Raw genomic sequence first — 12,726 nt, forward strand, 5'->3', positions numbered from 1 at the left:
CAAAGGGGCCTAAGGTCGATTTCTCCCGGCAAAGGCCAGACAGCCGCGATAACGGAAGCACTCTGCGCTTCTATGACGTTATGCAGGCGATGCAGAAGCACTGCTTCCATGTCTCTGGACGCAGCATTCCTCCGTTCGGCCATCTGCCGACGGAGTTCTTTCTTCTGAAGATCGATTTCGGAAATCTGTGGAGCCGCCAAAGCCGTTGGTCTTTTCAGCCCTCCTAGACCTGCAAGTGCAGGTGGGCACCGGTTAACGTGACCAGGGCCACGACAGAGCCAGTTCCCGTAGGAATGCTTATCGGCCCGGGGGTTGATTTGCCTGACGCACCAGGCAGCTCCGAATTACATATTAGACAGTGCCGAAAGATATTCAACGGCAATCGCAAAAATCACTCGGAAGTTTCGAGTACGCCCGCAAGTTCCTCAGCCCGCTGCGCCAGTTGAGCCAGACGTTCCTGACGGGCTTCAGCAATACGCAGCGCTGCCTTCGCTTCCTCAACCGTTGCTAGCATGTCATCTGGAAGAGGACGGCGCTTGAGCTCGAAGATCTCATCCGCCATGAGCAACGCCGCCATCATGAGCGTTTTGGATTCACTGGCAGCGCCACCCAGCGTCCGGGCGCGTTGCAGCCAGCTTTCGACCTGGCGTGCCATTGCATAAAGATGATGTTCTTCACCATCCTGACAGCCGACACTGTAAACATATCCGTTCAGACGGATGGAGACCTGCGCCATGTGTTATTCCCCTTTCCGCTCAAGAATACCGCGGATACGAACACAGAGTGCGTCGATGTTTGCAGCAATTTCAGGAAGGTCAGGAGCAGAACGGGCTTCACGCTCACGCTCTTCACGGGCTCGGGCCTGCTGTTCCATTGCACTGGAAATCCGCGCCATTGCTTCCTCAAGACGATCAATAGTCTTATCGTCCTGCAGATATCCTGCCTGCTCGCTCAAAACGCGCTCTTCCCGTTCCTGCCATGACATGCCGATGAAATGACCGACACCTGTTCCACTGGTCTACCCTCTCAGGAAAGACCTGAACCCCTCATCAGGTCAAGCACCTCTCAGCCTTTGATGAAGCCGGTCTTTGTCATTTCCTGCCATGGTGACATGGCAGACCTGAAGATACGCCACCCTTTCCCGTTCCTCGCAATGTCCCCAATGGGAGCTGGCAATAGTTTCGGAGTCCCCTGGTGGTTACAGGTTGTTGGGGACGAGCGTTCAGCATCCATTCTGGATTGCGGGGCATCGGCCGCGCTCGCTCGCATTGCACTTCTTGCTGGAATCGGATGGGTCGTCTGCAAGGCTTCACCCCGGCAATTGACAGCCCTCTATTCGGACGAGCTCCATAGACGACGTATTCTTACGGTCCGACCACAAGCTACACCTTGGCCCCGCTAGCCTGAACCTCCTGAATCTGCGACACTCACCCTATGATACCCTGCGACCTGTACCCTGTTCTACCAGCCAGCTTTGAGGCAGACGCCCTCTTTGACATTCTGCCTGCGCTTCTGGCGCATCCAGAAGTCACCGCCCTGCGCTTTCCGATAAAGCACACGCTGGACAAAGCGCAGTTTTCAAGAGTGTTGGCACTTCTGCATGACAATGATGTTGCCTTGATGCTTGATGTACCGGACGGGTTTTCCGCTCTTTCCGCTGACCTTCTGAAAGTTGCGGACGGGTTGCATGCGCCCTCAGCAGACAGCCTGCCAACCCTTCGCAAGCTTGCTGGCGACGATATCCAGATTGGATGCCTGTGCCAGAGCCGCGATGAAGCCATGCTGGCTGGAGAAAGCGGGGCCGATTACATTGCCTTCGCTGTAGAGCACGCAGACATGATCCGGTGGTGGACGTCTGTCATGGAACTCCCTGCCGTGGCAGAAAATATTCAGACAGTTGACGAAGCCTCCACTGCAACAACAGCTTCAGCAGATTTTCTTGCAATACCGCTCAAACTTGATGGAACTGACGAGACGCTGTTCTCCAGCCTTCTCGCCAGTCTTCAAGGCTGATCGAACATCCCTGTTTCTTCAGCGGGAAACAGGGATGAGGGCATCCTGTGTAAAATATAGAACACCGTTTGATTGCGGGAAAGACTGACCCCACAGACGCGTTGTCTGACCTGCAGGGTTATTCAGCAAAATAGCGCCCGTCTGTGGTTCGATGTGAACGCTCAGAATATCTCCATAAAGCGTTTTCAGACCAATCCCCTGCCCATGGCGGCGAGCAATGGTCTTTCGGATGGTCTTTTCATCCCAACGACCCGAAACAATCGTATATCCCAAAATATGGGTGAGTTGTCCGCGCATGGCAGGAGCCATAAGGCCTCCCGGCCAACGGCTGGAAAGTTTTTCCATGGCTTCGTTGGGAATGGCGAAGACCGTGATAGGGCCCGGTCCCGTAATCCATGCGACCAATCCGGTAGCCCTGAGGCCAGCCATATAATTTGCCAGTTCGACGGAAACGCCAATGTTCTCGTCCAGAGGACGGTCATCATACGACGGCGTTAAGGGCCGATGATAGGCGACTGGCGTGTTGGGTTCGTTGTTTTTGGGCTCGACAAACGCCTTCGCGACAGTATCGGGCATATAAGACATGGACGTACTGGCGGGCGTCTCGAAGCTGTCCTGATAATTGTGCGACCAGTCCGTCCCATGACAGCCAGCGAGCGCAAGCCCCAGCAGAAGACTTCCTACCACCTTCGGAGCCGAAGTTCTGGACTCGTCATGGGAGAAAGAAGGAAACCCGAATCGCACCTGCATATCTTGGTCACACCGTCTTACTAAAGAGGATGTGACCATAGACCAGGAAAACGATTTCAGCACCCATCGCCGCGCATGGTCCATCCCACGACATGGCCGGTGACGAGTTCAAAAGTCGTCTGACAACTGGTGCTGTAATAGGTGGAGGGGAAACCGCCACCCCAACCACCACCCCAGCCGCCGGGTCCGCCCCAACCGCCGCCCCAGCCACCCCAGCCGGGTCCACCCCAGCCACCGCCCCAACCTCCCCAGCCCCAGCCGCCACCACCGCCGGAATACTGGGTCTGGTTCTCGATATAGGCGAGGAAGGAATGGCCCTCTGTCTGGTAGCTTCTGGTCGGCACGCCGAACTGACGCACAACATCTACTTCCGTTTTCCCAACCATGCCGTCGAGAACCTGACGCTGCTGGAGGGTAGGTACCTCACAGGCAGACAGCGCCAGAAGTGCAACGACGGAAAGCAGTTTTGCCTTTTTCATTTTCTTTGTCCCCGGCTGGATGAGCAGCGCAGATATAGTCTTCAGCACGATGTTCTAGCCCGTTTGGTATCAGAAACGGATTAAAACTCCTGCAAGTTTCAAAACGGTTAGCTTAACCACAAAATGTCACGGATTTTCGGTGCTCCTGTTGCAAGCAGAACCAGCCGATCAAATCCCAGTGCAATACCGGAACATGATGGCATATCTGGCAAGGCCGTCAAAAAAGCTTCATCAAGCGGCCAGTCCTGATCCGGCGAAAATTCCAGACGTTTCTGACGATCTGCTTCAAAGCGCTGACGCTGCTCCACAGGGTCCGTCAGCTCCTCAAACGCATTCGCCAGTTCGATGCCACCAATATAAAGCTCGAACCGTAAAGCCGCCCGTGCATCCGAAGGGTTTTTGCGCGCAAGAGCCGCCTGTTCCGCAGGCCAGTGCGTCAGGAAAGTCGGCCGTTCACGCCCGATCACTGGTTCGATACGCTCAAGAAGCAGACGGAAAAACAGGTCTTCCCAGTTTTCCCCATCTCGCAGAACGGCGTCGGCCTGATCGGCAAGCGCCTCAGCGTCCCCTGCAGTTCCCAACAGATCTGCTCCCACATAACGCGCAAAAGCATCCTGCATCGTCAGACGCTCAAAGGGCTCCGTCACGGGAATCAGAACACCATCACGGTAAACCTGATCGGGCAGAAGCGCGCGTACGAAGGCCTCGGTTTCGTCCATCAGCACGTCAAGGTCAGCGCCCGGCGCATACCATTCCAGCATGGTAAATTCCGGAACATGCGTCGCGCTGGCTTCTCCATTCCTCCAGACCCGCGCGAGCTGAAAAATGGGCAGGCCAGTCGCTGCAATGATCCGCTTCATGGCAAATTCGGGACTGGTATGCAGGAAACGCGCCTCACGCGAGCCATCCGAGTGTTCCAGTTCAGTCCGAAAACACCGGAGATGAACCTCTTCTCCAGGCACTGGCACCGCATAAGGTGTATCGACGTCCAGATATCCCCGCTCATCGAAGAATTTCCGCGTGGCCTGCACCATCTGGGCCCGGCGGCGCAAAAGCGGGAGACGTTCGGCAATCCTGTCCGGATCAGAGGAAGAATGGGTCATCGAAGCGAGTTCCTGTTGCAACACACGGCCAGCCAGCGTTAGAGCCACCACATGCATGATACGGTCAAGACCTCTCCGAAGCGGCGCGTCCTGCGTACGCCGTCCGATCTGATTCAGGCCGGCCTCGCCCCCGAAGCCGCGCGCAACACGCTGGATGCTGTCGCCAGTCAGTTCGCAACGGCGATCCCGCCTGCGTTTCAGGCCCTGATCGAAGCACCGGACGATCCGATTGGTCGGCAGGTCATTCCAGATGCACGAGAACTCTCCACGCAGCCTTACGAAACACTTGATCCGATCGGAGACGATGCGCTCTCTCCCATCAAGGGAATCGTGCACCGTTATGAAGATCGTGCGCTCCTCAAGCCTCTGCTGATCTGCCCTCTTTATTGCCGTTTCTGTTTCCGGCGGGAGCATGTTGGTCCGGACGGTGGATTGCTGAGCGATGAAGAGCTTGAGCTGGCCCTGGACTGGGTCAGGGCCCATCCCGCCATCCGGGAAATCATTTTGACGGGTGGCGACCCGCTCATGCTGGCGCCCAGACGACTGAAACATATCGTTCAGTCGCTATCGGCCATTCCCCATATTGAGACGATCCGTATTCACTCGCGCGTTCCGGTAGCCGACCCTGCCCGCATCACGCCGGAACTGCTCGACGCCATGGAAACGGATCGCGCCATGTGGGTCGTCGCGCACATCAATCATGCACGGGAAATGACCGCCGAAGCCCGCACCGCCATTCGGTCCATTCTGGGGCGTGCTATACCGGTCCTCTCCCAGTCCGTTCTGCTGCGCGGCGTGAATGATACGGAAGAGTCTCTTGAAGCGCTGCTTCGGGCGTTGGTGACGGCACGGGTCAAACCCTATTACCTGCATCATCTGGATACAGCTCCCGGTACCAGCCATTTCCATGTTCCTGTTGAGGAAGGACGCGCGCTGCTCGCCCGTCTGCGTGGGCGGGTCACCGGCCTGGCTTGGCCCACGTATGTTCTCGATATTCCGGGCGGCAAGGGAAAAGTCCCGCTCGGTCCGGACTATCTGATGGAAGGGGAACACGGAAAAGTTCGCTCTCCAAAGGGAGAGATCGCGTCTTTTACATAAGGCGCGTGTTGGGACCGGACGGAGCAAAACGCCGTCCGGGTAGAAGAAACTGTCAGCCTTCGGTCTTCGGAAACAGATGCGTGGCGTGTGTAACAGCTCCACCCGCACGAATTGCTGCAGCCACGAGAGCAATTTCTGCAAGCTGGGCATCCGTCGCCCCAGCATCCCGTGCTGCCTTGCCATGCAGTTCAATACAATAAGGGCATTGCGTCGTCAGGGCGACGGCCACGGCAGCAAGCTGCTTGGTCAAGGCGCTGACAGCCCCGTCTTCAAAAGCCGCACGGTCAAACTTCCAGAACGCGTCCATGCCTTCGCTGGCATTGGCTTCCAGATGTGGAATACGGGAAAGATTCTTCATGTCGTACATAGAGGGAGCCTCCAGTTGCATACCCCGCCTGCACGACAGGGTCCGGTCAGTACCATGAACGTGTCCAAGACGTGCCCCAAGAGGGCAACACTTCACACTTTCCTGAGCCATTCCGTTCAATGAAGCCGCCTTGCGCCTTGCCGACCTCCCCCCTGCGGCGCTAGAAGCCCACAAGACGTGATAAAAACCCCACCATTGCAGGGTCAGGACACACCATGAAGCAACAAGCCAACCTTATCCGCGCTGGCCAGGTCATCGAGCATGATGGTCGCCGCTGGACGGTTCTCAAGCAGCAGATCATCACCCCGGGTAAGGGTGGCGCCTTCATTCAGGTCGAAATGCGCGACCTGAACACCGGCAACAAGACGAATGAGCGCTGGAGAACGGCTGACAGCGTCGAGCGTCTGATGACGGAAGACAAGGACTACACCTATTCCTACATGGACGGTGACAACGTCGTCCTGATGGACCCGGAAACCTTTGAGCAGCTGATTCTGCCCCAGGACATTTTCGGCGACCAGTTCGCGTTCCTTCAGGACAACATGCCCCTGAACGTGAAGCTGGTTGAGGGCGACCCGGTTGGCGTTGAACTGCCGCCGCACGTCACGCTCGAAATCACGGAAGCCGATCCGGTCGTGAAGGGCCAGACGGCCTCCTCGTCCTATAAGCCTGCTGTCCTGTCCAACGGCGTCAAGACGATGGTTCCTCCTTTCATTGAAGCTGGCGAGCGCATCGTTGTCCGTACGGATGATGCGTCTTACGTCGAGCGCGCCAAGGACTGATCATGCGTCTTTCCCCGCACATGGCCGTCATGCAGAACGCAGCACAGAAGGCAGCCCGCCGTCTGCTCCGCGATTTTGCAGAGGTCGAGCAGCTTCAGGTCAGCATCAAGGGTCCGGGAGACTTCGTGTCCCAGGCCGACCTGCGTGCAGAAACCATCATCCGCGAAGAACTCGCCCGCGCACGGCCAGGCTATGCCTTCCTCATGGAAGAAACAGGCGCTTCGGGCGGGGATAACTGGACGTGGCGCTGGATCGTCGACCCTCTGGATGGCACGACGAACTTCCTGCACGGCATTCCGCACTGGGCCATTTCCATCGGTCTCCAGCGTCGCCTTCCGGATGGAAGCGTCGAAATGGTCTGTGGACTGGTTTACAACCCAGCCGCCAACGAGATGTTCTGGGCTGAGAAGGGCATCGGTGCGTTCGTGAACGAGCGTCGCCTTCGTGTCTCCGCACGCCGGAACATGCAGGAAGCCGTGTTCGCGACCGGCATCCCGTTCGCGAAGGTTCCGGGCAGCCAGCGTCTTCCATTCGCCCGCGTTCTGGGCGCTCTCATGCCGCAGGTTGCGGGCATCCGTCGCTTCGGCGCCGCCGCCCTCGATCTCGCATGGGTGGCCGCTGGCCGTTACGAGGGCTACTGGGAATTCGGGATCAAGCCTTGGGATTGTGCCGCTGGCCTGCTGATCGTACGTGAAGCCGGAGGTCATGCCACCGACCCGGACGGCAAGGAGCTTCATGACCTTGATGATGACGTTAATGTTGTCGCTGGTAACGCCCAGCTTCATGGCACATTGCGCACCATCGTCCACGAAGCCCTGAACCGGGAGTAAGCAGAAGTCGCTCCCGCCCCATTGCGGGAGGATGGACCGCTCGGTTAGGATCACGCCATATGTACAGGCCGATCCTAACCTCCCTCTCAGTGGCGGCCACTCTGGCCTGCCTTCAGCCCTCCGGGGCACATGCTCAGGTTTCCAGCAATCTGGATGATCTGCCTCAGGGCAAACCGGTCGCCGTTGCAAAACCGGCCACCCCGCCCCGCCCCGCGCATCACGCAGCGGCAGCTCCCCAGACATCCAAACCATCTGCTGCGACTGCTTCTGCCTCTTCAGTGAAGGCATCCGCACCCGCAAAAGCAAGCGTACCGGGCGTGCCGCCTGCACCACCGCCGCCTGTTGTGCTGCCCCCTCCGTTCGTTCCCATTCAAACGCACGCCCCCGTTCCCCCCGCAGACATCAAGCCAGTTGCCGATGCGAAGACCCGTACGGAAACACTTGAAGGCGGCGGAATGCGCGTTCTGTTCGCGCCGGAAAGTTCTGATCTGAACGAGGACAGCCTGAAATCCGTTGAGGCCTACGCGAATACCCTCAGGGATCAGCCCGAAAAACGCATCATCCTGACGGCCTATGCGACGTTACCGGGTGATGACATTTCGATGCCACGTCGCATTTCCCTTGCACGCGCGCTAGCAATACGCTCCATTTTCATCAAGGCAGGCGTCGCAACCACCCGCCTCTATCCGCGCGCCATGGGACGCCCCGACAAGGGCGACGCAAGTCCGGCTGACCGTCTGGACATTGTGACCGAGAGCAATCCCCAGCCTTCCGAATCCGCAACCCCGGCAAGCGGCACGCCATAAGCCAGGAAAGACCCGCCGTGACCCGTCCCACCACCTTCCTTCTGCGTATGGGTATCTTCATTGTCGTCGTTGCACTTCTTGCAGCGTCGATGGCGAAGACCCTCCTGAATGCCTTCAATGCCAACCCGAAACTGGATGCTGTCATTCTTGGTGTTCTAATTCTGGGCATCATCTGGAATTTGAGAGTCGTTCAGCGGCTTATGCCTGAAGTCCAGTGGGTAGAGCTTCTTCGCCAGCCCCGGACGGGTCTGGGCACCCCCAATCCGCCAAAACTGCTTGCCCCCATGGCAAGCATGCTGGCCGCCCGCAGTCGCACGGACCGCCTGACGCTCTCCACCCAGACGACACAGGCGATGCTCGACAGTCTGTCGTCCCGCCTGGATGAGAGCCGCGAAATCTCGCGCTACATGACGCAGCTTCTGATTTTCCTTGGTCTTCTGGGAACGTTCTACGGCCTGCTGCTGACCGTTAGTTCTATTGCCTCCGTCATCGGCGGCATGTCTGCGGGCAATGGCGATCTGGATGCGATGTTCAACCAGCTCAAGACGGGTCTCGCTGGCCCGCTGGCTGGCATGTCCACTGCATTCTCTGGCTCGATGTTCGGCCTTGCTGGCGCACTGGTTCTCGGTTTTCTGGATCTGACTGCTGGTCAGGCACAGACACGGTTCTTCAATGAACTTGAAGAGTGGCTCGCCGGTCTGACCCGGGTGAGTGGCGGTACGAGCATCGACAGCGATGGCGCGCCAATCCCGGCTTATGTTCAGGCACTCCTTGAGCAGACAGCGGAAAATCTGGAAACGCTTCAGAACGCGGTTTCCCGCAGTGAGGAAGGTCGTGTTCGTGAAGTACAGCTTCTGGACAGCTTGCAGGAACGCCTTCGCAGCATGACCGAACTACTGAAAGCCAACCAGCAGATCATGGCGCGGACGGCAGAAACCAACGCCGCGCTCGTTCCGCTCCTGCGCCAGATGGGCGAGGAAGGCCAACCGGGCTCACAGGGCACGCCCTTGCTGCGCATTGAGAGCCATCTTTCCCGCCTCGTGGAAGAACTGCATCAGGGCCGTGCTCAGACCGTTGGCGAAATCCGCAACGATCTTCGGGTTCTGGCGCGGACCATCGCAGCAGCGTCTGGTAGCACGACTGGCACTTCCAGCAGGCAGGACTGACCCATGGCCCGGCGCAGACGCGGACCCAATAACGCCCTCGATGCGTGGCCCGGCTATGTGGACGCCCTGTCCACGCTGCTGATGGTCGTAACATTCGTTCTGCTGGTTTTTGTTGTGGGGCAGCAGTTCCTGTCCGTCTCCCTGATGCGGCGTGAACATACGCTGGATGACTTGCGAAAGCAGTTGGCCGAGCTGTCGCACATGCTCTCCATGACGGAGGACAAGAACAAATCCCTGAATGCGACCGTCGCCAGTCTGGCAAATGACAAGCAGAAGAATGAAGACCAACTGAAGGCCCTGGCCGGACAAATGGCTCTTCTGAACGGTCAGCTCCAATCGAAGGATCAGGCCCTTGCTTCTGCTGATAGCGCAAGCCAACAGCAGAACAGCAAGATTTCGGATCTTCAGGCCCAGATCGAGGAACTGACGCGCCAGCTTCAGGCTATCAGCAATGCCCTCGATATCGAGAAGAAAAACGAAACCGCGAAAGACGTCCAGATTCAGGATCTTGGCAACAAGCTGAACATCGCTCTGGCGGACAAGGTGAACCAGCTCAAACGCTATCGTTCGGAATTTTTTGGCCGTCTGCGGGATGTTCTAAAAAACCAGAAGGGCGTGAACATCGTCGGTGACCGTTTTGTCTTCCAGTCTGAAATCCTGTTCCCTCAGGGAAGCGCCGATCTGACAGCAGAAGGCAAAAAAGAAATCACGACGCTGGCCAAGACGTTCAAGCAGGTTTCCTCAACAATCCCGACAGATATTCCGTGGATTCTGCGCATCGATGGCCATGCCGACAAGCAGCCGATCCACAGTGCTTTTCCAAGCAACTGGGAACTGTCGTCCGAGCGTGCCATTACAGTCGTGAAGCTTCTGATCTTGGAAGGCATTGACCCCCGGCATCTGGCTGCAACCGGCTTTGCTGACTACCAGCCGCTTGACGCGGCCAACACTCCAGCGGCATACGCCCGCAACCGCAGGATCGAGTTCCGTCTGACGGATCGCTGATCCCTTTTGACCTGCCTTTGGAAAAAGGCAGGTTTCCCCGCAGGTCTGCTGACATTCCTGCCAGAATCCCGTATGTACCCTGCCATGACCGACACCCCGCTCTCCCTCATCCGCAATTTCTCGATCATCGCGCATATCGACCATGGCAAGTCCACACTTGCCGACAGGCTGATTCAGGCCTGTGGCGCGCTTACCGAGCGTGAGATGAAAGCCCAGGTCCTCGATTCGATGGAGCTGGAGCAGGAACGCGGCATCACCATCAAAGCGCAGACCGTGCGCCTCACTTACCCGGCCAAGGATGGCAAGGTTTACACGCTGAACCTCATGGACACCCCGGGCCATGTCGACTTCGCTTATGAAGTCAGCCGTTCACTGGCGGCCTGTGAAGGATCGCTGCTGGTCGTGGATGCTTCACAGGGGGTGGAAGCGCAGACGCTGGCTAACGTCTATCAAGCCATCGACGCCAACCACGAAATCGTTCCCGTCCTGAACAAGATCGATCTTCCAGCCGCAGAGCCGGAACGCGTCCGGGCACAGATTGAAGAAGTCATCGGCATCCCTGCTGATGACGCCGTGGAAATCAGCGCCAAGACCGGCATTAACATCGAAGGCGTACTGGAAGCTCTCGTCGAGCGCCTTCCGGCGCCAAAGGGTGACCGCGATGCGCCTCTGCAGGCCCTGCTGGTTGATAGCTGGTACGACCCGTATCTCGGCGTCATCATCCTGATCCGTGTCATGAACGGTACCGTCAAGCGGGGTGACCGTATTCGCATGATGCAGGCTGGCTCGACCTATCACGTTGATCAGGTCGGTGTGTTCCTCCCACGCATGACGAATGTGGATGAGCTTGGTCCGGGCGAGATGGGCTTCATCAATGCTGCCATCAAAACGGTGGCGGACGTTGCCGTTGGTGACACCATTACCCTTGATCGCAAGCCGGCAGAAAAGACCCTTCCAGGCTTCAAGCCTTCCATCCCGGTTGTGTGGTGTGGTCTCTTCCCGATTGATGCGGACGATTTTGAGAAGCTGCGTGATAGCTTGGGCAAGCTGCGCCTGAATGACGCATCGTTCCACTTCGAGGCAGAAAGCTCTGCGGCTCTTGGTTTCGGATTCCGTTGCGGGTTCCTTGGACTACTGCATCTGGAAATCATTCAGGAGCGTCTGTCCCGCGAGTTTAATCTGGATCTGATCGCCACTGCGCCGTCCGTCGTCTATCGCATGACACTGACGAACGGCACGAAAGAAGAGCTTCACAACCCGGCTGACATGCCTGACCCGGCCCTGATCGAAAGCATTGAAGAGCCTTGGATCAAGGCCACAATCATGGTGCAGGACGAGTATCTGGGTTCCGTACTCACGCTCTGCTCCGAGCGTCGCGGTATTCAGGTCGATCTCACCTATGTCGGCAATCGTGCAATGGCAGTCTATCGCCTGCCACTGAACGAAGTGGTGTTCGACTTCTATGATCGTCTGAAGTCCCTCACCCGCGGTTATGCGTCGTTCGATTATCAGGTCGATGGTTATGAGGAGAGCGATCTGGTTCGCATCTCTATTCTCGTGAACCATGAGCCGGTCGATGCGCTGGCGTTCGTAGCGCATCGCACGGTTGCTGAAACCCGTGGTCGCGCCATCTGTGGCAAGCTCAAGGATCTGATCCCGAAGCAGCTCTTCAAGATTGCCATTCAGGCCGCCATTGGCTCCAAGGTTATTGCGCGTGAGACTATTGGCGCCTTGTCTAAAGACGTGACCGCAAAGTGCTATGGCGGAGACATCTCCCGTAAGCGCAAACTGCTGGACAAGCAGAAAGAAGGCAAGAAACGGATGCGACAGTTTGGTAAGGTCGAAATTCCACAAAGCGCCTTCCTTGCCGCACTTAAAATGGATTGATTCTGCTTTATGTTAAAAACAGCCGCTGTTCTGTTCGTCCATAACGAGGTCGACAACATTGGCTGGTGGATCAGTCATCACAGAGCGATTGGTTTTTCGACACTGATCATCTGTGATGACCATTCTACAGATGGCACATGGACGGTTCTTTCCAGTGCAGCTTCTTTCCACGATATTCGCCTTCATCGCTCAGACGCCCGTATTCCTGATCGCCTGGAGCGACAGAACGCGTTTCAGGAGAAAGCACTCCGTGACGGTAGAAGCGCCTTTGACTGGATGATGATTCTCGCTGCAGACGAATATCTGCACTTTGAGAAAAGCACCTCTCTCGAAGATTTTCTTTCATCCGCGACAGACAATACTCAACCTGTCCATTGGTGCCTTTTCGGGTCCAACGGGCATGAAGAGCCCTCTCCGTTTGCGCCGACGCAGGCTTTCAC

The 12,726-nt window shown here is 57.3% G+C and carries 16 protein-coding genes and 1 other RNA gene (1 of these 17 cut by a window edge); 9 read left to right on the forward strand and 8 right to left on the reverse strand.

Going from position 1 to position 12,726, the window contains the following annotated elements:
- The 4 genes from AC3B6F_RS00745 to AC3B6F_RS00760 all read right to left on the reverse strand — a co-directional run.
- Positions 1-200 carry the beginning of a 5-formyltetrahydrofolate cyclo-ligase gene (locus AC3B6F_RS00745; protein WP_489823017.1) on the reverse strand. The gene continues 382 nt to the left of window position 1, outside the view, so only the first 200 of its 582 coding nucleotides appear in the window; the start codon lies at positions 198-200; its stop codon lies beyond the left edge, outside the window.
- Positions 187-343: non-coding RNA, 6S RNA (gene ssrS / locus AC3B6F_RS00750), on the reverse strand. The genes AC3B6F_RS00745 and ssrS overlap by 14 nt, the downstream gene beginning before the upstream one ends.
- A 48-nt stretch (positions 344-391) precedes the next feature.
- Entirely contained in the window at positions 392-736 is a 345-nt protein-coding gene (locus tag AC3B6F_RS00755) for a cell division protein ZapA (protein ID WP_010501864.1), read from the reverse strand.
- A 3-nt stretch (positions 737-739) separates the two neighbouring features.
- The gene (locus tag AC3B6F_RS00760) at positions 740-985 is read right to left on the reverse strand and encodes a hypothetical protein (protein ID WP_010501865.1); all 246 of its coding nucleotides are present in this window, start codon (positions 983-985) and stop codon (positions 740-742) included.
- Positions 986-1,434: 449 nt separating this feature from the next.
- Here AC3B6F_RS00760 and AC3B6F_RS00765 point away from each other — a divergent pair, with 449 nt between their 5' ends.
- Positions 1,435-2,013, forward strand: coding sequence for a thiamine phosphate synthase (locus AC3B6F_RS00765; RefSeq protein ID WP_489823019.1), 579 nt, complete (start codon positions 1,435-1,437; stop codon positions 2,011-2,013).
- A gap of 18 nt (positions 2,014-2,031) precedes the next feature.
- Here the strand turns inward: AC3B6F_RS00765 and AC3B6F_RS00770 are convergent, their stop codons facing one another.
- From AC3B6F_RS00770 to epmA, 3 genes are all read right to left on the reverse strand, one after another.
- On the reverse strand, positions 2,032-2,700 hold the full coding sequence (locus tag AC3B6F_RS00770; RefSeq protein ID WP_489823020.1) for a fasciclin domain-containing protein: 669 nt from the start codon (positions 2,698-2,700) through the stop codon (positions 2,032-2,034).
- Between the two features lie 119 nt (positions 2,701-2,819).
- Positions 2,820-3,242: a hypothetical protein gene (locus AC3B6F_RS00775; RefSeq protein ID WP_034880449.1), complete on the reverse strand. Its 423-nt coding sequence runs from the start codon at positions 3,240-3,242 to the stop codon at positions 2,820-2,822.
- 107 nt (positions 3,243-3,349) lie between these two features.
- Positions 3,350-4,345, reverse strand: a complete 996-nt coding sequence (gene epmA / locus AC3B6F_RS00780; protein ID WP_489823022.1) for an EF-P lysine aminoacylase EpmA — start codon at positions 4,343-4,345, stop codon at positions 3,350-3,352.
- Positions 4,346-4,396: 51 nt separating this feature from the next.
- Between epmA and AC3B6F_RS00785 the strand changes: the two genes are divergently transcribed.
- Entirely contained in the window at positions 4,397-5,443 is a 1,047-nt protein-coding gene (locus AC3B6F_RS00785; RefSeq protein ID WP_489823023.1) for a lysine-2,3-aminomutase-like protein, read from the forward strand.
- A 52-nt stretch (positions 5,444-5,495) separates the two neighbouring features.
- On the opposite strand, the gene AC3B6F_RS00790 is transcribed toward AC3B6F_RS00785, so the two are convergent.
- Positions 5,496-5,810, reverse strand: a complete 315-nt coding sequence (locus AC3B6F_RS00790; protein ID WP_007282876.1) for a carboxymuconolactone decarboxylase family protein — start codon at positions 5,808-5,810, stop codon at positions 5,496-5,498.
- A 215-nt stretch (positions 5,811-6,025) separates the two neighbouring features.
- On the opposite strand from AC3B6F_RS00790, the gene efp reads away from it, so the two are divergent.
- The 7 genes from efp to AC3B6F_RS00825 all read left to right on the forward strand — a co-directional run.
- Positions 6,026-6,592 carry an elongation factor P gene (efp, locus tag AC3B6F_RS00795; protein WP_023942929.1) on the forward strand — a complete coding sequence of 189 codons (567 nt, stop codon included), beginning with the start codon at positions 6,026-6,028 and terminating at the stop codon, positions 6,590-6,592.
- A gap of 2 nt (positions 6,593-6,594) precedes the next feature.
- Positions 6,595-7,422 carry an inositol monophosphatase family protein gene (locus AC3B6F_RS00800; RefSeq protein WP_010501880.1) on the forward strand — a complete coding sequence of 276 codons (828 nt, stop codon included), beginning with the start codon at positions 6,595-6,597 and terminating at the stop codon, positions 7,420-7,422.
- A 59-nt stretch (positions 7,423-7,481) separates the two neighbouring features.
- Positions 7,482-8,228 carry an OmpA family protein gene (locus AC3B6F_RS00805; protein WP_489823024.1) on the forward strand — a complete coding sequence of 249 codons (747 nt, stop codon included), beginning with the start codon at positions 7,482-7,484 and terminating at the stop codon, positions 8,226-8,228.
- 17 nt (positions 8,229-8,245) lie between these two features.
- Entirely contained in the window at positions 8,246-9,394 is a 1,149-nt protein-coding gene (locus AC3B6F_RS00810; RefSeq protein WP_489823026.1) for a flagellar motor protein MotA, read from the forward strand.
- A 3-nt stretch (positions 9,395-9,397) separates the two neighbouring features.
- A complete protein-coding gene (locus AC3B6F_RS00815) occupies positions 9,398-10,399 on the forward strand; it encodes a peptidoglycan -binding protein (protein WP_489823027.1) in 1,002 nt (333 codons plus the stop codon).
- Between the two features lie 84 nt (positions 10,400-10,483).
- On the forward strand, positions 10,484-12,286 hold the full coding sequence (gene lepA, locus AC3B6F_RS00820) for a translation elongation factor 4 (protein WP_489823028.1): 1,803 nt from the start codon (positions 10,484-10,486) through the stop codon (positions 12,284-12,286).
- Between the two features lie 9 nt (positions 12,287-12,295).
- A partial coding sequence (locus AC3B6F_RS00825) for a glycosyltransferase family 2 protein (protein WP_489823030.1) occupies positions 12,296-12,726 on the forward strand: 431 nt, incomplete at its 3' end.

The sequence above is a fragment of the Gluconobacter sp. ESL1110 genome, assembly GCF_058107395.1.